This window comes from Marinobacter sp. M5B, assembly GCF_042604615.1.
GTDB classification, from domain to species: domain Bacteria; phylum Pseudomonadota; class Gammaproteobacteria; order Pseudomonadales; family Oleiphilaceae; genus Marinobacter; species Marinobacter salarius.
On sequence record NZ_CP156894.1, the window covers coordinates 1,629,618 to 1,648,724 of the forward strand.

Consider the following 19,107-nt stretch of genomic DNA (forward strand, 5'->3'; position numbering starts at 1 on the left):
CGTTTGCATCCGAATATTGAAAAGATTTTCACCAACAGGAGGCTCAAAACGTGGGCGACGTTGTAAAAGACGAGTACCAAACGGATTACGTCGCAGGCCAGGATAATATTAATCCGTTTGGCCTGGACCTACACGCGCCAGTTTTTCCGATTACGGCAATAATCGTTGTTGCGTTTGTAATCGGGACGCTGATTTTCCCGGGAGAGGCGAAGGAGCTCCTCGACGGCGCCAAATGGTGGACCATCGCACAATTTGACTGGTTTTTCCTGATCAGTGCCAACATTTTTGTCGTTGTCTCCCTTGCTCTTATATTCATGCCCGTTGGCAAAATCCGCATCGGCGGGATGGACGCCAAGCCAGAATTTTCGACGATGTCGTGGTTTGCCATGCTCTTTGCAGCAGGTATGGGTATCGGTCTCATGTTCTGGGCCGTCGCCGAGCCAGTCGCCTACTACACAGGCTGGTATGAAACGCCGCTCGGCGTTGAGGCCAATACGGCCGAGGGCGCGCGGTTGGCCATGGGTGCGACCATGTATCACTGGGGTCTGCATCCCTGGGCAATCTACGCGATTGTGGCTCTGTCTCTGGCGTTTTTCGCCTACAACAAGAACATGCCGCTGACCATTCGCTCTGCGTTCTTCCCACTGCTCCGTGATAGGGTTTGGGGCTGGCCCGGTCATATCATTGATATCCTGGCGGTGGTGGCAACCATTTTTGGTCTCGCCACGTCTCTTGGTTTTGGTGCGCAACAGGCTGCTTCCGGCCTGGATTACCTGTTCGGGATTTCGTCAGGTATCAATGTGCAGATGGCGATCATTACCGGCGTGACGGCCGTAGCCCTGATTTCGGTGCTGCGTGGTCTCGACGGTGGTGTAAAGATTCTGAGTAACCTCAACATGTCGCTGGCCGGTATTTTGTTGTTTTTCATCATCTTCGCCGGTCCGACCATGACCATCTTTGAAACCATCTGGGTAACCTCATCGAGTTACGTTGGTAACGCCCTGACACTGAGCAATCCGTTTGGTCGCGAAGACCAGGCCTGGTTCCACGGCTGGACAGTCTTCTACTGGGCCTGGTGGATTTCCTGGTCACCGTTCGTTGGTATGTTTATCGCCCGCGTGTCCAAGGGTCGTACGGTTCGTGAGTTCGTGACAGCGGTGCTGATCGTACCAACCGTTATTACCGTGGTCTGGATGAGCGCATTTGGTGGTTCCGCACTGGAGCAGATCCAGGACGGTGTTGGTGCTCTGGCTGAGAATGGCTTGACGGATGTGTCCCTGGCAATGTTCCAGATGTTCGCTAACCTACCGTTCGTTGCCATCTCATCCTTCGTGGGTATCGTGCTGGTGCTGGTGTTCTTCGTGACATCTTCTGATTCCGGTTCGTTGGTCGTCGACAGCATTACCGCGGGTGGTAAAACCGACGCGCCGACAGCTCAGCGTGTGTTCTGGGTGGTAATGGAAGGTGCCATTGCCGCAGCACTGATTTTCGGTGGCGGTGAAGACGCACTGGGCGCTATCCAGGCGGCTGCCATTACGGCAGGACTGCCGTTTACAGCAGTATTGCTGGTCATGACCTGGGGGCTGCTGAAAGGCCTCACCCATGAGCGCAAGCTGCTGATTGCCGAAGGTAAGCTCTGAGAAGTGTGAGAAAGTAAAAAAACCGGGGTTCGCCCCGGTTTTTTTGTGCCTGCTATTTGAAGGTCAGGTTTTGGACGTGAAGGTATCCATGGCGAATGCGGCTCTTTCTTCCGGGGTGAAGTGCGTCCTTCGGAGGGCTTCGATCTGCCTCAGGCGCGGCAACAGACCGCGACCATTAGCCATCTGGATGGCCAGGCCGGGGCGGGCGTTCAGCTCAAGCAGCAAAGGCCCTTCGTTTGCGTCCACGACCAGATCGACACCCATATATCCCAGCCCGGTTGCCTCGTAGCATCGTGATGCCATTACCAGCATTTCCTGCCAGTCATCAATCACCAGGTTCTCCAGGGCGAGGCCTGTATCGGGATGCAGGGTGATCGGTCGATTGAACTGTACCGCATTCAGGCTGTGGCCATTGGCGATATTGAGTCCAACACCTACGGCACCCTGGTGTAGATTAGCCTTGCCATCTGAAGCGGTTGTAGCCAGCCGAAGCATTGCCATCACGGGGTAGCCCTGAAAAACGACGATGCGGATATCCGGTACACCCTGGAAGGAATACTTGGCGAGTGATGGAATCGATTCCACCAGGTTCTCGACAATGGCGACGTCGGGCGTGCCGGCCAGCGAGTAGAGCCCGGCAAGAATGTTGGACAGGTGGCGCTCAAGGTGGCTCGAGGATACCCGCGAGCCCGAGGCCTTGACGTAATCGTTATCGTCCCGGCCGGTAATCACGGTAATCCCTTTACCTCCGGAACCCTTGGCCGGTTTGATGGCAAAGCCGTCCAGGTCCTCTGCCATTTCCCGGAAATGGGAGATTTCGTGTTGCTGACGCACCACCTGCAGCAGCCTGGGGGTGCGAACATCGTATTCGGCAACCACCAGCTTGGTTTTGAGTTTGTTGTCCACCAAGGGGTATGAAGAACGGCTATTGTACCGCGCAATGTAGTCCACATTGCGCCGGTTCATGTTCAGCATGCCCAGTTGGTTCAGCTTGAAGGGCGAAATCCAGCCCATCAGTTATACGCCTTCATCGGATAAAAACGACGGAGCTCTGTGAGCTTGTAGCCCGTGTACTGTCCCATCAGCAGGATCAGCCCCAAAACCACGAAATGAAGTTCCGGGAAATTAAACGTCAGGTGGCTCGCCAGGGGCGCGCTCATAATCAGAAATGCGCAGACTGCCACAAACAAACTACCGGCTCCCTGAACAAACACCTCCCGGGCGCCTTCCTCTTCCCAGAGTATGGACATGCGCTCTATCGTCCAGGCGATAATCACCATGGGGAAGAAGGTAACCGTCATCCCCGTGTTGAAGCCCATTTGATAACCCGCAATGCTCAGCCCGGCCGTGATAAAGATCACGAGAATGATCAGCGCGGATATTCGCGAGACCAGCAGCAGGTTAAGGCTCGACAGGTAGCCACGCATGAGCAGGCCAATGGCCACCACGGAAATAAAGGCTATCAGCCCCGGAATCAGTGTCGTCTGCACAAAGGCCACGGCGATCAGTATCGGCATGAACGTGCCGGACGTTCGTATGCCGACGACAATTCGCATAAAGGCCACCACGAGCGCCCCAAGGGGAAGCAGCAGAAGCATTCTGAACATGCTTTGCTCTTCAATGGGGAGCTGGTAAAGACTCAGGAAGCCGAGGCCATTCTCGCTGGACTGAGCCTGCGCCAATTGCAGTGCCGGGATGGTTTGCCGAAGCATGGAAAAGCTAACGTCTGAATTGTCACCGCCGACAATATCCAGCAGGGAAGCTGCAGCCTGTCGCCACAGCAAGACATGTTCCGGAAGCCCCTGTTCCGCTGTGCGGGGGTTGAAGGTCAGCCATCGGGAACCGTCATAGATCTGCAGGAATGGACGAAGTTGCTGGCGTCGCCTGGCATCTTCCAGGGCCAGGCCGTCTGCCGTTCGAGCGGGAATGCCTGCATGATTGAGCATCCGGGTCAGCAGATCAATGTAGTTTGCTTCGGACACGAGCAGGGTGGTGTTCTGGGCGCCCTGGTCCGGTTGGAGCAGTTTAATCAGTTCCCGGGTCATGCTCTCAGGCGTGCTGGAGCGTTCAGCGGCCTGTTGCAACAACTCTTCCACGGCTGTTGCCTGAGGTTCTTCCCAGAAGACCGGTTCAGGTTTGGGCGGTCGTTTGGGCTGGCTGCCCAGGGCTCTGTCATCAGGTATCAGTTGAACCTTGAAGTAGAGCGTCTGGGGGCCGCTAACGTTGCGCTTTGACCACTCAGCCCGGCGTTCACCGGAGTCATCCACGATGGAAAAACCGTAACCGGGAGATGCAGCCTGCTCCGAAATAATGCGGAATTGGGGTGGCTGATCGGGGATGTTCAGGCTGGCGAGTACGGGTTCTCCGGTGCCATCGAAGTCCACTCGGGCCTCAACCATCCAGACCGGCTTTTGCTCCCCCGTAAACCAGGGAATGCCGAGCTCGACGTGCCGCCAAGTGGCTATCGAAATTCCAGCCGCAATAAGAAGGAGGATGGCGAAAAAAAACGGAATGCGTGAGCGGCTACTCAAGGTTGGTCCCCATTTTCTTCGGCTGGCAGTTTGTCGGGCAGTTCGGTGGCGAACTCCTTGCCCACATCAATCAACATGACGTCCCTCAGAATGTTGCGGCCAACCAGCACCGTGTGTGAGAGGTGCTCTCGGTTGGTCAGTGTAAACTCAGCCTGTTGCCGGTGGTTGCCAATCATGAACTGCAACTCCACCACCACACGGCGTTCCGATTCATCGGTGCTGGACTGGATAATCCTGACCCGGCGTGAGATTTCCCGTTCCAGCGTTACCATGTCTTCGGAGTCAGGTACCGGCACGTCAAACCTTACCCAGTTATTCCCATCCCGTTCAAACCGCGTGATGTTTCGGGCATCCAATGAAGAGGTTTCGGCCCCGCTGTCAATGCGAGCATCGTAAATCAGGCCGGGGCCAGCAAGGTAGAATTTCTCCAACTCTCCAACAACAACCTTGCCCTTGAGTCGGTCGGCCCTTCCATCGCTTTTGGAACCAGACTGCCCCGCTGTGCAGGCCTGCTGTTTGGGGGTGGGAGGGCAGGCGGGTTTTTCGACCTGTTCGGTGATGGCGTCGAGGATGGTTTTCGTGGATTCCTCATTCAGCCGGGTCAGCGCCTGGAAATTCTCATCCGTCCGGTTCTCAAGGCGAACGACCTGTTCACCCTGATTAATAACGGAGGTATTCAGCGCGTCAAGATCCTGCTTCGGCACCATAAAGTAACGATCCGCAGTGCAGCCGGTGATGAGTGATACCACAAGGCCGGCCGCGGCCAACTTTCCAAACTCTGAACGTATAGACAAGATCCGAAACCCCTGAATCCACGACTTTGATACTTTAATTACAGAGTGCTGCAAGGATAATTCGGGTGTGCTAGAACAGCCACTTGTAATCACAGGCCGGCAGTATACAACAACATAACTGTTGAGTCGGTTTACAGATCATTAACGGCGGGTATTATTTTTTCCCGGATGTCCGGGAAAGGAAGTGGTTTTGAGCAAGAACTTCTTCGGAACGAAGGTATTCCTGCACCACAGGGGAGCAGTTCAGGTAAAACAGCAGCAGTTCTCTCTGGACATCCTGATCCTGAATGCGGGAAGCGAAGTGAATCAGATCGCGGATGGATTCGTCACCATTGTTCTGAAAGGTTCTGCCGTAGCGCCCCTTCAGGATGCCAGTCAGTCTTTCCAGGTGGAATTCCCCGGTGTGGGTCATATGGGGAAGAATGCGAAAACCACCGTGGCTGGCTTGAGCGCCAGGCCTGCGGTATTCACGGCCTTCCACGTCCGAACACCCGGAATGGGAGAATTCAGATCCCAATTTTCTCCATAGCTCTTTGAGCATGTTGAATTCCTGTCCCTTATACTGCTCCTGGACCTTGGCACCCGGCAGCAAACCAGCCATTCTGTCGGCAAACAGGCCACATTCACCGTTTTAGATGATATTACGTTCCGAGTCCAGAGCCGGATGCCTTGGGTCGGGAAATTTGCCAATTGGTCCACTAGAACCAGTGAATGGCAAACCTTTGACGTGAGTCCGAACAAAAAGGTTCCACGAATACGGTAAACTGTTGTTCTATCGTAATGTTTGAGTCAGTCATTTAGAGGAGATCGGGGTGCCCGAGGCAATCATCGATATAGTGGGGCGTAGGCCGGAAACCGTCACTTTGCTGATTTTGTTGGTGCTAGCGCTGTGCTGTCTGGTGTTTTCAATGGTTAAGGGGGGCCGTGCCAGATCCGCACTTCGGGAGCTTGAGTACACGCGGGCGATGGACGAACAGCGCCTCCATCAGCTTGAAGCTGCTCTCGAAAACGGCAAAACCGAGGCAGAGCAGGCGAGCCGGGACACCGAACATTGGCGACAGCGTGCGGCAACGCTGGAAAATCGGGTGGCCGGGCTGGAATCCGAAAGTAAGGCGCGGCTGGATCGCATAGAACAACTCGAAACCGAGAGGAAGTCCCAGCAGCAGCGAGCCGATGAGCTCTCCCGCGAGCTTGGCGACGCCAGGGTTGCCCAGCGCGAGCAGGAAGTAACGCTGGACAAGGAGCGCCGTGCAACCACGGAGAAACTGGAGTTACTGGAACGAAATCGTGATGCGTTGAAACAGGAGTTCGAGAATCTTGCGAATCGTATTTTCGAGCAGAAGAGCGAGCGCTTCAGCCAGCAGACCCGCACCAGCATCGACACCCTGCTGAACCCATTCCGGGATCAACTCCAGGATTTCCGTAAACGGGTAGAGGATGTCTATACCACCGAAACTCGGGATCGACAGGCATTAAGGGGTGAGATCAAATCCCTGCAGGAACTGAACCGCCAGATCACCGAAGAAGCTTCCAACCTCACGAAGGCGCTTAAAGGAGACAAGAAAATCCAGGGCAACTGGGGCGAGCTGATTCTGGAGCGCGTCCTCGAGCGCTCCGGTTTGCGCAAGGGTATTGAGTATGAAACCCAGGGCAGCTACCGAGATGATGACAACCAGTTGCTGCGCCCCGATGTCATCGTTCATTTGCCGGACAGCCGAAACCTGGTGGTGGATTCGAAGGTGTCCCTGCTGGCCTACCAGCAGTGGGCAACGGAAGAGGATGAGACTGCCAGGGAAGAAGCCCTTCGCCAGCACGTTGAGGCGGTGCGTAATCATATTCGCGCCCTGAGCGAGAAAGATTACAGCCAGCTTCATGGCCTGCACTCTCCGGATTTCGTGTTTCTTTTCATGCCCATTGAACCGGCGTTTGTGGCTGCATTTCAGCAGGACGAGAACCTATTCGCAGAAGCATTCGAGCGAAAGATTATTGTGGTTACACCGACGACATTGCTTGCGACCTTGCGAACCATTGAAAATATCTGGCGATACGAGCGTCAAAGCCAGAATGCGCGTAGGATTGCCGACCGTGCCAGTGCGGTGTACGACAAGCTTCGGGTTTTTGTAGAAGCGATGGAAAAGCTGGGCAGCCAGTTGCACACCGCGCAGGGAACCTATGATTCGGCGATGAATACGCTCACCCGTGGTCGCGGCAACCTTATCTCGCAAGCCAATCGCTTTGTGGAGTTGGGCGTTCGTGTTAAAAAAGAACTCCCGAAAGCGATTTTGGATCAAGCCGAAGTGGACGCCGATGGTGTGGATGACACCAGCGATCCGGTCGGGCCCACGGTGGACGAAGACGCCGCCCGGGATAATCAGCAGGAGTAAACAAGATGGTGAAGATAACCCGAGTCGGGCGTCGTTCAGTCAGTGGTTTTATGTTGGCATCCCTACTGATGGCCGGTCAGGTTAGTGCCCTTGAGCCTGAACACGAGACCCGTCGATTAATGCTTGCCACTGAAGAGGCCGTTTCCTCAGAGAGCTGGGGTGAAGCGGGTGAGTACCTGAACCGTCTCCAGCAACTGGAGGGGGAGAAACCGGCGAACTATTTCTATTTTCGCGGCCGCGTGATGCTGGAATCTGATCACTACAATGAGGCACAAGCAGCGTTGGAAAAGTACGTCAGTCTGGCGGGCAGTGAAGGCGAGCACTACACCGATGCGCTCAAACTGATAACCAATGTCGAAAAAGCCCGCCAGCAAGAGGGCGCAAGTGCCAAGAACAATGGCTCTATTGATCCGGAGCCAGTGGCCATTATCGAGCCTGCAAGCGAGCAGTCACTGGGGAAACTCCGGGAACTCTATCTGGCGGATTCGAACGCCGACGCGCTGGTGATTCATGCCAATACGCTCCTGGACGTTGCTGGTTGGCGTGAAGATCAGAGGATTGTAAGGCTGGACCGTCCTGCCGATGTGTCGTACAGGATTGAGAGGCTGAACGACACTATCAGTATCCAGGAGTCCCGACGTGAGTCCGGTGGTCGTGTTGTCAAAACAACCGAGTCCATGGGCGTTTTCGGAGTCAATCCTCAGATTGAATGGAATTGCGAGAGTTCAACCGCCAGTTGCTGGATTTACGACCCACGAGATGGCTCGCGGTTGATGAAACTCAGCCCGGATCGCGAACGGGCCGAGGAAATTGCCCGCACCCTTGGCCGGCTGATTCGCACCATGCAGAGCCCCAGTCAATCCTGAAGCTGACCCCGTTCGCCTTCGCGGTAAGCACCGGGAGTGACTCCTGTCCACTTCTTGAAGGCGCGGTGAAACGTTGAGGGTTCGGTGAATCCGACCCGAAACGCAATGTCATTGATCGGCAGGTCTGGCCGGGACAGGTAATAGATGGCCATGTCCCGGCGTAGTAGGTCCTTGATCTCCTGGAAGGAGGTGTTTTCCTGCTTCAGCCGTCGGCGAAGAGTCTGGGGGCTGGTGTGAAGCTCTGTGGCAATCCATTCGAAGTCGGGCAGGGATCTCGCAAAATCCCGGCCAATCAGTGCGCGGATACGTCCGGTGAAGGTGTTGCTCTCGTCCGGGCGCGACAGCAGGTCGGCCGGTGAGGTTTTCAGGAACTGCCGCATTTCCGGCTTGTCGCGTATCACCGGAGCCTGCAGAAAACGCTTGTCGAACGTCAGGGCGGTTTCACTGGCTTCGAACGACAGTGGGCAATGGAAGATATGCCGGTATTCGTCGCCATGGGGCGGCCTGGGGTAACTGAATTCCGCCTTAAGCAGCTCCACCGGTTGCCCGATCAACCAACTGCCAAGACGATGCCAGATGACCAGTATGCTTTCCCGGAAAAAATGCATCGGGTCGTGGATATCCCCTTCGATCACCGTTACCAGCCGGGCAGTCCTGTCGTCCACTTCCAGTTTCATGGTGACCATGGGCTCGAACAGGCGGCAAAAATCAAACGCCTGGCGATAGACCGCCTCAAGATTGGGGCAGTCGATAACCAGCGCGCACATGGTGGCGAACGTGCCGGTGCGGCAGCGGCGTGGCCCCAACCCCATGAACTCATCGTCCATTGCGTTCCAGGCAGCCTGCATCAGCCGGCTGTACTGGGTGCTGCTCACCCGGGCCATTTCGATCTTCAGCAGGTCCGGTGAAATTCCGGCCTCGCGCAGCATTGTATGGGTATCAATCCCCGCTCTTTCGGCCCCAACCAATGCGGCTTCCACGAAGTGCCTGGAAACGGTGAGTTCCGACATATCATCCTTTATCCTTATTGAACGAAGCCCATCATAAAACCCCTTGGGTACAATGCAACCATCACTCTCGCGCCGCACTGGAAGAAATAGTCAATTGGAATGATGGAACCGGCAGTTGGCCCCGCGGGGAAAACAGGGCAGCATCAGGGTTGTCCAAAAATAGAGAAGGAGGTTTGCATGCCCGGCCCACTGAGCAACCTGAAGGTTCTGGATTTCAGTACATTGCTGCCAGGCCCCTACGCTACCATGCTGCTGGCGGATATGGGCGCGGATGTATTGCGGGTGGAGGCCCCTGGCCGCCTGGACCTGACCCGAGTGATGCCGCCGCTGGAAGATGGCGTCAGTACATCCCACACCTTCCTCAATCGGGGTAAGCGATCCCTTGGGCTGGATTTGAAGCAAGAGGGCAGTGCCGACCTGGTCAAGCAGCTGGTGACAGAGTACGACGTGGTGGTTGAACAGTTTCGACCCGGCGTTATGGACCGGCTTGGGATTGGTTATGAAACCCTCAAGGCCATCAACCCCAATCTTATTTACTGCGCGATTACCGGTTACGGTCAGACTGGCCCCTACAAGGATCGGGCAGGGCATGATATCAACTACCTTTCACTGGCCGGAGTTTCCAGCCATTGCGGTCGCCGGGAAACCGGGCCACCACCGATGGGTATCCAGGTTGCCGATGTGGCAGGCGGCTCACACCATGCCGTCATGGGGATACTGGCGGCTGTGATTCACCGCCAGCAAACAGGAGAGGGGCAGTTTATCGATATCAGCATGACCGACGCCGCCTTTGCCCTCAATACGATGGCCGGTGCTGCAGCCTTGGCGGGAGGGCAGGAACAGAAGCCGGAAAGCTCCATGCTCAACGGCGGCACCTTCTACGACTACTACCAGACCAGCGACGGCCGATGGTTGTCTGTGGGTAGCCTGGAGCCCCAGTTTTCCGACCGGCTTTGTGATGCCCTGGGTATCCCCGACATGAAGAGCTTTGCCTTGAGCCAGAACCCTGAGCACCAGCAGGCCATCCGGGAGGCGTTGAAGTCCAACATTGCACAAAAAACGTTGGCACAATGGCAGGACGTATTTGCGAACGTTGATGCGTGCGTGGAGCCGGTGCTGACCATTACCGAGGCAGCCGAACATCCTCAGCTGAAAGCGCGCGGCATGGTTATTGATGTGGCAAAAGGTAACGGGGGGACCCAAAAGCAGATCGGCCACCCGATAAAATTCAGTGCCACGCCCTGTGAGAGCCGTTATATCGGCCGGACACTGGGGGCCGACAACGGCGATTTCTGAGGCATCCAGACAAAAACTGAATCGTTCGTCAGTCCTTAGCTAAATAACGGGGTGTCTGCTAATTTGTGAGAGTGAGTCATCTTTGGCTTACCCATAACAATCACAATGGACGAATCACTATGAAATCGCTTCGCAAACCTTTCAGGAGCGCAGACAAAAGCGCGTTGAAAGCGGCCGGGGTAGCGCTGGCCAGCAGCTTTCTGATTGCAGGATGTTTCGACGGAAGCAGTTCTTCTTCCGACTCCGATAGCTCGGTGAACGAACAGCTTTTCCCGGCGGACGGTACATTTGAGGCAACTATAAGGAGGACAGCCGGCGGGGTTCCGCATGTGAAGGCGGATGACTTGGCCTCTGCGGCGTTTGGTCATGGTTATGCCCAGGCCCAGGACAACGTATGTGTGTTGGCCGAGGCTATTGTTAAAGCCAGAAGTGAGAGGGCCAAGTATTTTGGCCCGGGACCCAATACGGCTTTCGGTGTAGGGCTCAATATAGTTAATGATTTCAGCTACAAAGCCCAAAAAATATACAGTGGCGCTGAACGAGAGCTCCCGACGCTAACGGATGAGAGCCGCGCACTGATTGAAGGTTTCACCGAGGGTTATAATCGCTACGTCGCCGAAACTGATCCGGGCGACCTGCCTGAGGAATGCAGGGATCAGGAGTGGGTGCAGGCGATTACCCCGGTTGATCTCCTGGCCCATTATCGAGTGGTTGGGCAGTATGCCAGTGGTGCCCAATTCGCAACGGGCGCGGTTTTCCTGGCTGTTCCCCCTGGGGAAAGTCCTGCCCCGGTGGCGGTTTCAGCGGTTGCCAACGCTGAACAGGTTGAGCAATTGCGCAAGGACGTCGTCGCAACGGCAAAGGCCAATGCTGGGGCCGTGCAGGATTTCACCGACATGGGCCTCGCCAGTAACGCCTGGGGTATTGGTAGCACGATGACTGAGCAGGGCCGCGGTGCGCTCCTCGCCAATCCTCACTTCCCCTACACCGGGCACCGGCGCCTCTACGAAGTGCAGATGACCGTTCCGGGGTACCTGAATGTTCATGGAGCGGGGTTGCTCGGTACCGCAATACCGCTTATCAACTTCAATGAAAACCTGGCGTGGTCGCACACCGTTACCACGAGCCGGCGATTCACCTGGTATGAGTTAACCCTGAAAACGGGGGATAACCTTACCTATGTAAAAGATGGTGTGGAAAAACCCATTGACGTTGAGACTTACCAGATCGAAGTAAAAATGCCCGGCCTGCCGGAGCCAATGGTTATTGAGCGGGATTTCTATTTCTCTGAGTACGGACCCATGATCGCCGCCAATGCTGTCAACAACCAGTTGCCGGCCTGGGGTGGCAATGGAGCGTTGAATTCGACCGGATCGGTAGCGATGACGTACCGCGATGCCAACGCAAACACCGGCGGTTTGTTGGATACCTGGCTGCAAATGAGCCGGGCGAGCAACCTTTCTGAATTTCAGGATGTATTCAGGAACTGTGGGTCTACACTCTGGACGAACACCACCTATGCCGATGACCAGGGCAACGCGTTCTACATCGATAGCAGCTCTGTGCCCAACCTTTCTGACAAGGCAATTGCCCTTGTCAATTTCAGGCGGTTTGGCAGTGCTTCTTACGCCGGGTTGTTTGATCAGGGTGTCACGCTTCTTGATGGCAGCAAGTCCATTGAGGATTGGGTTGAAACCTCGTGCGGCCCATTGGTCCCGTACAGCGATAAACCCAAGCTGGTTCGCTCCGACTGGGTTCAGAACTCGAACAGCAGCTATTGGGCGACAAACCCTGATGAGTTCCTGACAGGTTACTCACCACTGTTTGGTCAGGAAAAAGCAGAGATCAATGCCCGTACCCGTTTGGGTATCAAGATGCTTCAAAATCCCCTTGAGCCGGGCGTTCCATCAGCTCCGCTCCCTGCGGGGCAGGACGGTAAGTTCAATGCTGAAGAGCTTCTGGGTGTAATCTGGAACAACCGTTCCTGGTACGCGGAGCAGTTTCTGCCTGAGCTTCTGGAACGTTGCGATGCGATAGGTGCCACAGCGGTTGGCGGGCAGGACCTGTCATCCTGGTGTCAGTCGCTGGAAAACTGGGATGGTCTCTACAACCGTGATAGCGTTGGCGCCCATATCTTCAGGGTTTTCATGGCGAATTACCTTGAAGACGTGAACACGGATCTAACCCAGCCGTTCAGCCCTTCTGATCCGGTCGGTACTCCCGCCAGTCCGTCAGAAGACAATGCGGGCACACCAGACGATACTATGCTTCTGGCACTCTCGGCAGGTGTTGACGCGCTTGTGTCTCAGGGTATTGCTCCCACAACCGCCCTGGGTGACCTGCAGTATTACCGTGCATCAGGGGGTGTCGTACCGGGCTCCGGCGATATGCCTGTGTTCCAGACCGTTGAAATTCCCTGGCATGGGGGCGACGGCAGTATTGACGGTGTGTTTAACGCGATTGGTGTTGTGAGTGAGCCATTTGCGGAAGATACCCGCTTCCCCCGAATTGCTCCGTCCACTATCCCCAATACAGCAGGACTTGCGGACGGCACGGGTCCTGGCGCTCTCAATGGATGGTTAATGGCAAGGGGTACGAGCTGGCACTTTGGCCTGGAGTTCACGGATAACGGGCCGGAGGCGTATGGCCTGGTTAGTTATTCCCAATCCACGGATGCTATGTCCGACTACTTCAGTGATCAGAGCGTGCAGTATTCCAATAAGGAGTCTCGCAAGCTCTTGTTCACGGAGGATGAGATTGAAGCCAACGTACTGGAGGAAGTCACTATCAGTCAGGAGTAGTTCTCGGAGAGAGTCCTTAATTTCGTGAACCTCAAACAAAAATGCCTCGGATTCACATCCGAGGCATTTTTTTGTGCTTACCCAATCCTTTAAGGACTGGGTGTTTTTAGCGGTGAGCCGGTTATGGCGTTTGATCTTGATCCAGTGCGTTCTCCAGAGTGTCGCTCTCACCCAGTACTGATAGGTTGGCAGCATCTTCCGGGTTCGGGCCGGTTGTTGTCAGAACCGGAGCTCCGGCAATCGCCAGAATGGTCTGACGAACCATCTCTGAAAACGCTGGGATGGTGTTGGAGCCGCCAGGGCACTGCAGATCTTCAGGATTAGGCTGTGTAGCCGGGCCGACAAACGTACCGTGGTTGGCATTGGTACAAGGGTTAGCGCCTGCGAAGAACGAGGCTGCTGGTAATGCGCCTTCGTTGGCGGCAGAACCTGTCTGCACCAGGCTGAGACCAGCACCGTCTGCGAGCGTGCCTCCACCAGCACCAAGGTCAATCAGAGCCATCAGCGGTTCAGTCGATGCAAGCGGCGCAGAAAACGCTTGTCCCAGTGGGTTAACATTTGCCTCGTTCGGTACGGTGGTATCTCCAATAACCTCACTTAGCAGGATGTTGGTCGTTGAACCACCAAGGTCTTCGGCGAAGTTCACCGGATCAGTGGCGTCCACGACCGACTGGAACACATACAAGAAGCTCTCAAAATTAGCAGAGCCCTGATTCACGCCAGCTGCGGCCAATCCACCAATGATGGGAGCTGAGAAGGCTGGGGAGTTCTCAATCAGACGGGTTACCTGGCCGCCAGTGTTATGAAGAACCACTGTGGACAGTGTCGGGAAGGTAAACGAGCTCAGTGGAGCACCTGCTGACTGGTAGATACCATTCAGGGTTCCATTCAGCGTCGGATCGTTCGCCAGTGACGCGAACGTTGTACCGGAAATACCTCCAAGGGAGTGGCCCACGAAGTGGACGTCCAGGCCGGCTAGGTCGCCGGAACTGGGCAGCCCATTGATACCCATAGTCTGCACCGAAGCCGCCACGTTCAACAGATCGACAACGCCTTGACGCAGGTTGTCACGGTTGTTGAGCATGTTGGACGGATTAATGAACAGGCTACCCGATTCAACGTCGGCGAGATCAGCCGAAACCGGCTGCTGCTGGGCGTTGGCGGTGTAGCTGAAGTGACGTTCACCGATGTAGTCGGCACTAATCAGGGCGTTGAGCTGAGCATCAAGTTGGGGGCTGCCTGTACCACCGTTGTTGAGAATAGTATTGATTTCGGTAGTAAGAGCGGCTTCCGAAAGCGGTGTTAGACCAGGAACGGTTCCGGCTGTCGCGCCAGCAAGGCCGTGGAGCGGCTGATCGATGGCAATAACCGCCTGACACGACCGGTTGGCGAGAAGGATGCCCGGAAGCATTGTTACACTGCGGTCAACCGTAATGCCGTGTTGGAAGATGGTCACGCCGTTGGGCACGTCGGGATCAGTACACGTGGCAGGACGGCTTGCTCCCGTCGCCGGATGGAATGCCACTACCGGAACAGTGGTGGTTGCCTTCTGTTCAGGGAACGGGAAGTAACCGTTGACGTTTAGTGCACCATCGATATCCCGAAGGAACCGGAAGGTATCAACACCCGGCTCCAAAGATTCACTGATACCGGCCTCCAGACTGGTACTGCCCTGGAAACTGCCGGTTGAAAGGGCAGCACCATCTGAACCTGGGAGCGACTGAAAGTAGGGCAATGCGATAGCGCCCTGCGACACTTGGACCTGACTTGCGGCAAGCACGATTTGACTATTTGGGTCCTGTAAGGCAAGCCCCTGTATGGTTGCAAGGTCACTGGCAGATGTTGGCGCCGAGAAGTATGAGGGTCTTGGCACCGGGAGGTGCAACGAGTCACCAACTTCTGCCGAAATTGCCGCTCCAATATTGGCCGGGGTCGTGATAGACGCAAGTTGACCGAGCCTTGTAATGGCAGCAATTTCAGCCGCAGGTAAGGTGGAAATGTCCAAATCCCCGCTCTGTACAGCAGCTGCCTTCTGACCAAGCTCTGCAAGTTTGGTTGTCAATTGGGAGAAGTTGAGCGTGGGAAAGTTATCCCTTACAGCTTTTAATTGAGCAGTAAACCCGACTTTTTGCCCCAGCGCCGTCCCGAACGCCGCAGGCGCCATCATGGCCCGCAATACATCGGTATCCGAATTTGTGGTGAACGAGTATGACAGCGCGGACTCGGATCCTGTGCTCATTGCTGTCAGGAAACCGTTGCCAAGGGCATCAAGGCTTTGGAGCAGTGATTTCACGTTGCCCAGTGCCGGGTTGCCTAGCGTGCCGTCGGCCAACGCAACGTCCTGTACTGCCCGAGCGATAGGTTTGCCGTTAGCACCCCTGACATCATCGCTGACAATTACCAGATATTTCTGGCCTTCCGCCAGTGGCTCAAGGGGAACGATGCGGATTGCGTTGTTGGTGCCGCCGTCCAGGCTTACAACATCGGCCCTGAAGCTGGCCTGTAGTTCTGGGTCGGATTCAAACGGATCCGCAGGGTTAATGCCGCTTGGGTTTGTGTTCGGCAATGCTTCCGGAGCAGACGCAACCGCTGGCGGAACTTTAAGAGGTACCAGGAAAACGGTCGCGTTCGCCATGACCGATGCGGGGTTCAGCTCACCATCAAACTTGAGGCTGAAAGCACCGGAAGTGGAGAAGCCGGAAAGCCGGTTTACGGCATCATCAGCGGGCGTGTCGCCGGTTGAAAGTCCAGTGAAGTCATAGTTTGCGCTTTGAGTAGCGCCAAGCAGCAGGATCAGGTCCGAGTTAATCGGGAACTGTGGGTCTGCCGATAGTGGGTTTGGATCGTAAATAGGACGAACCAGACTTCTGTCGATGGTGGTGTCTTCGATCTTATAATCGGGATTCGCGTTACTGGACCCGGAACCAGCGCTGTCAAAGCAGCCTGTCAGTCCAACGGAAGAAGCCACGGCAAGACTTATTAGAGTTTTCTTGAACATGGGTGGAACCTTTTCCTGTTGTTGTGTCGTTATGTTCGGCAGCTGACGGGGCCGGTCTGGCCCGGTAAACCCGTTGTCAGTGGCCTGGTTTGCTTAGCTGTTGTCTGAAATTCTGGCCAGCGCTCTGTGCCTGATTTCTGTAACTCTGACTATAGCGGCAGTAAAGCAACAGTTGATCGCTCTAAAGTGTGATTCTGATCATTGGGAGCCTACCCGCACGGTCGGAGTTCGGCTTCATTGAAAAATAGTTGGCCCCGAGACTTTTGTCGAGTCTTTCGGGGTAGGGGTAGCCAGCCTAGCTGAAGCTTGAGAAATCCGGTTTCCGCTTTTCAGTGAAGGCCTTGATGGCTTCGGCATTTTCCGGTGACTTCAGGCGTTCTGAGAAGAGTTTGCCTTCGGCCAGCATGGTGGTTTTCAGCGCATCTCCGCTGGCCCGGTTCAGCAATTCACGGGTGGCGCGGACGGCCGCCGGGGGCTGGGCTGCAAGCCGTGCGCAGGCTTCCAGAGCCTTAGTTTCAGTTTGTGACGGTTCGCACACCTGGTTGATCAGCCCCAGGCGCTGAGCATCTTCGGCTGTGAATGCGCCGCCCAGCATCAGCAGCTCCGCCGCGCGTACCCGGCCGAGCCAGGAGGGCAACAACAGGCTGGAGCCGCCTTCCGGGCACAGGCCGAGATTGGCAAAAGGCATCTGGAAGCGGGTGTTGTTGCCGGCAAACACCAAATCACAGTGCAGCAGCATGGTGGTACCAATGCCCACGGCGGGGCCATTCACGGAGGCTACGATCGGTTTGTTGCTGGTGGCCATCAGGAACAGGAACCGGCCTACAGGGGTGTCTTCAAACTCGCCGGGCAGGCCCGCGGCAAAATCGCTCAAGTCGTTCCCGGCTGTGAAGCACTCATCGCTCCCGGTGTACAGAATACAGCGAATGTCGCTGTCGTCGCGGGCCTGTTCAATCGCATCACCGAGGGCGGTGTACATATCATGGGTGAGGGCGTTTTTGCGATCCAGGCGGTTAATCCGGACGGTTAGGATATGGTTCTTTTTTTCAGTTAGGACGAGGTCGGTCACGATGTCTCCTGCTGTTTTTATATCGAAGATACCAGCGATGTTACATTTTTTCGTGGCCGTTTAGGCAAGTTTGTCGTTAAAAACCTTCGCGCCGGGTTTGGTCCCTCGGTTTTGGATTTTCTGGTAAACTTCGCGCTTCCTTTATTAGACACGTTTAAAACCCCTACTAGACAAACCAGACCTGATGAGACGCCTATGACCACCGTAATCCGCCAGGACGACCTGATCGAGAGCGTAGCGGACGCGCTGCAGTTCATCTCCTATTACCATCCGAAAGACTTTATTCAGGCTGTACACGAGGCCTATAAGAAGGAAGAGTCCCAGGCGGCCAAGGATGCCATGGCGCAGATTCTGATTAACTCCCGCATGTGCGCTCAGGGCAAGCGGCCACTGTGCCAGGACACTGGCATCGTTACGGTGTTTGTGACGGTCGGTATGGATGTGCAATGGGATGCCGACATGGCGCTGGACGATATTATCAATGAGGGCGTTCGCCGGGCCTACATGCACCCGGACAACGTGCTGCGTGCCTCTATCCTGGCCGATCCGGACGGCAAGCGCACCAATACCAAGGACAACACACCTGCCATCATCCACTACAAGATTGTGCCGGGTAATACCGTGGATGTGCATGTGGCTGCGAAAGGCGGCGGTTCCGAGGCCAAGTCAAAATTCGCCATGCTGAACCCATCGGATTCCGTGGTGGACTGGGTGCTGAAAATGGTGCCGCAGATGGGCGCTGGCTGGTGTCCGCCGGGCATGTTGGGTATTGGCGTAGGCGGCACTGCTGAAAAAGCAATGGAGCTGGCCAAGGAGTCGCTGCTGGACCCGATTGATATCCATGACCTGCAGGCCCGTGGTGCCTCCAACCGTTCCGAGGAGCTGCGTCTGGAACTGTTCGACAAGGTGAATGAGCTGGGTATTGGTGCCCAGGGTCTCGGTGGCCTGACCACGGTTCTGGATGTGAAGGTCAAAGACTACCCGACCCATGCTGCCAACAAGCCGGTGGCGATCATTCCCAACTGCGCAGCCACCCGTCACGCACACTTCGTTCTGGACGGCTCCGGCCCTTCATTGCAAACCCCGCCGAGCCTGGACGACTGGCCGGAAATCACCTGGGAAGTGGGTGACAGCGTTCGCCGCGTGAACCTGGATACGGTTACATCGGAAGACGTGAAAGACTGGAAGCCGGGCGAAACCGTGCTGCTCTCCGGCAAGATGCTGACCGGCCGCGATGCCGCCCACAAGAAGATGGTGGACATGATCGAGCGCGGTGAGGAACTGCCGGTGGACCTGAAAGGCCGCTTCATCTATTACGTCGGCCCGGTCGACCCTGTGCGCGAGGAAGTGGTTGGTCCCGCGGGCCCCACCACCGCCACCCGCATGGACAAGTTCACCCGCACCATGCTGGAGAAAACCGGCCTTACCGGCATGATCGGCAAAGCCGAGCGCGGCCAGGTGGCCATTGATGCCATCCGCGAGTTCGGTGCTGTCTATCTGATGGCCGTTGGTGGTTCTGCCTATCTGGTGTCCAAGGCCATCAAACACGCGGAAGTGGTTGCCTTCGAAGAGCTGGGGATGGAAGCCATCTACGAATTTGAGGTGGAAGACATGCCGGTGACGGTCGCGGTGGATTCCAAGGGCTCCTCTGTTCACCAGACCGGCCCTGCCGAATGGCACGAGAAGATTATCACCGCCAAGGCGGTGTGATCCTCACG

General features: G+C 55.9%; 13 protein-coding genes. 6 read left to right on the forward strand and 7 right to left on the reverse strand.

What is annotated here, in order from left to right; translation table 11 throughout:
- The first annotated feature begins 50 nt into the window (after positions 1–50).
- Positions 51–1,640, forward strand: a complete 1,590-nt coding sequence (locus tag AAGD24_RS07365) for a BCCT family transporter (protein ID WP_075195576.1) — start codon at positions 51–53, stop codon at positions 1,638–1,640.
- A gap of 63 nt (positions 1,641–1,703) precedes the next feature.
- Here the strand turns inward: AAGD24_RS07365 and AAGD24_RS07370 are convergent, their stop codons facing one another.
- The 4 genes from AAGD24_RS07370 to AAGD24_RS07385 all read right to left on the reverse strand — a co-directional run bounded on the left by AAGD24_RS07370 (position 1,704) and on the right by AAGD24_RS07385 (position 5,506).
- Positions 1,704–2,654 (reverse strand): alpha-L-glutamate ligase-like protein, encoded by a 951-nt coding sequence (locus AAGD24_RS07370; RefSeq protein ID WP_036206034.1) that lies wholly within the window; start codon positions 2,652–2,654, stop codon positions 1,704–1,706.
- Positions 2,654–4,171 (reverse strand): inactive transglutaminase family protein, encoded by a 1,518-nt coding sequence (locus tag AAGD24_RS07375; protein WP_091644480.1) that lies wholly within the window; start codon positions 4,169–4,171, stop codon positions 2,654–2,656. The genes AAGD24_RS07370 and AAGD24_RS07375 overlap by 1 nt, the downstream gene beginning before the upstream one ends.
- Positions 4,168–4,965 carry a RimK/LysX family protein gene (locus tag AAGD24_RS07380; RefSeq protein WP_126810392.1) on the reverse strand — a complete coding sequence of 266 codons (798 nt, stop codon included), beginning with the start codon at positions 4,963–4,965 and terminating at the stop codon, positions 4,168–4,170. Before AAGD24_RS07380 ends, AAGD24_RS07375 begins: the two co-directional genes overlap by 4 nt.
- Positions 4,966–5,119: 154 nt before the next feature.
- A complete protein-coding gene (locus AAGD24_RS07385) occupies positions 5,120–5,506 on the reverse strand; it encodes a hypothetical protein (protein ID WP_036206881.1) in 387 nt (128 codons plus the stop codon).
- Between the two features lie 367 nt (positions 5,507–5,873).
- On the opposite strand from AAGD24_RS07385, the gene rmuC reads away from it, so the two are divergent.
- Both rmuC and AAGD24_RS07395 read left to right on the forward strand, forming a co-directional pair.
- Positions 5,874–7,349, forward strand: a complete 1,476-nt coding sequence (gene rmuC / locus AAGD24_RS07390; RefSeq protein WP_379867315.1) for a DNA recombination protein RmuC — start codon at positions 5,874–5,876, stop codon at positions 7,347–7,349.
- A 5-nt stretch (positions 7,350–7,354) separates the two neighbouring features.
- Positions 7,355–8,215: a hypothetical protein gene (locus tag AAGD24_RS07395; RefSeq protein ID WP_136633171.1), complete on the forward strand. Its 861-nt coding sequence runs from the start codon at positions 7,355–7,357 to the stop codon at positions 8,213–8,215.
- On the opposite strand, the gene AAGD24_RS07400 is transcribed toward AAGD24_RS07395, so the two are convergent.
- The gene (locus AAGD24_RS07400; protein WP_075195573.1) at positions 8,206–9,225 is read right to left on the reverse strand and encodes an AraC family transcriptional regulator; all 1,020 of its coding nucleotides are present in this window, start codon (positions 9,223–9,225) and stop codon (positions 8,206–8,208) included. The two genes, AAGD24_RS07395 and AAGD24_RS07400, sit on opposite strands and share 10 nt — an antisense overlap.
- 177 nt (positions 9,226–9,402) lie before the next feature.
- On the opposite strand from AAGD24_RS07400, the gene AAGD24_RS07405 reads away from it, so the two are divergent.
- Together AAGD24_RS07405 and AAGD24_RS07410 are read left to right on the forward strand one after the other, a co-directional pair.
- Positions 9,403–10,521 (forward strand): CaiB/BaiF CoA transferase family protein, encoded by a 1,119-nt coding sequence (locus AAGD24_RS07405; protein ID WP_379867009.1) that lies wholly within the window; start codon positions 9,403–9,405, stop codon positions 10,519–10,521.
- A gap of 329 nt (positions 10,522–10,850) precedes the next feature.
- Entirely contained in the window at positions 10,851–13,322 is a 2,472-nt protein-coding gene (locus AAGD24_RS07410; protein ID WP_379867011.1) for a penicillin acylase family protein, read from the forward strand.
- A 121-nt stretch (positions 13,323–13,443) separates the two neighbouring features.
- Here the strand turns inward: AAGD24_RS07410 and AAGD24_RS07415 are convergent, their stop codons facing one another.
- On the reverse strand, positions 13,444–16,320 hold the full coding sequence (locus tag AAGD24_RS07415; protein ID WP_036206048.1) for an MECDP-synthase: 2,877 nt from the start codon (positions 16,318–16,320) through the stop codon (positions 13,444–13,446).
- Between the two features lie 295 nt (positions 16,321–16,615).
- Complete coding sequence (locus AAGD24_RS07420; RefSeq protein WP_036206050.1) at positions 16,616–17,389, reverse strand: enoyl-CoA hydratase; 774 nt, start codon at positions 17,387–17,389, stop codon at positions 16,616–16,618.
- A gap of 195 nt (positions 17,390–17,584) precedes the next feature.
- Between AAGD24_RS07420 and AAGD24_RS07425 the strand changes: the two genes are divergently transcribed.
- Positions 17,585–19,099, forward strand: coding sequence for a fumarate hydratase (locus AAGD24_RS07425; protein ID WP_075195570.1), 1,515 nt, complete (start codon positions 17,585–17,587; stop codon positions 19,097–19,099).
- Positions 19,100–19,107: the final 8 nt, after the last annotated feature.

Bases quoted from the DNA above. Each gene is read 5' to 3' on its own strand.
- AAGD24_RS07370 (WP_036206034.1), bottom strand. From the start codon at position 2,654: ATGGGCTGGATTTCGCCCTTCAAGCTGAACCAACTGGGCATGCTGAAC.
- AAGD24_RS07385 (WP_036206881.1), bottom strand. From the start codon at position 5,506: ATGCTCAAAGAGCTATGGAGAAAATTGGGATCTGAATTCTCCCATTCC.
- rmuC (WP_379867315.1), top strand. From the start codon at position 5,874: ATGGTTAAGGGGGGCCGTGCCAGATCCGCACTTCGGGAGCTTGAGTAC.
- AAGD24_RS07395 (WP_136633171.1), top strand. From the start codon at position 7,355: ATGGTGAAGATAACCCGAGTCGGGCGTCGTTCAGTCAGTGGTTTTATG.
- AAGD24_RS07400 (WP_075195573.1), bottom strand. From the start codon at position 9,225: ATGTCGGAACTCACCGTTTCCAGGCACTTCGTGGAAGCCGCATTGGTT.
- AAGD24_RS07405 (WP_379867009.1), top strand. From the start codon at position 9,403: ATGCCCGGCCCACTGAGCAACCTGAAGGTTCTGGATTTCAGTACATTG.
- AAGD24_RS07415 (WP_036206048.1), bottom strand. From the start codon at position 16,320: ATGTTCAAGAAAACTCTAATAAGTCTTGCCGTGGCTTCTTCCGTTGGA.
- AAGD24_RS07425 (WP_075195570.1), top strand. From the start codon at position 17,585: ATGACCACCGTAATCCGCCAGGACGACCTGATCGAGAGCGTAGCGGAC.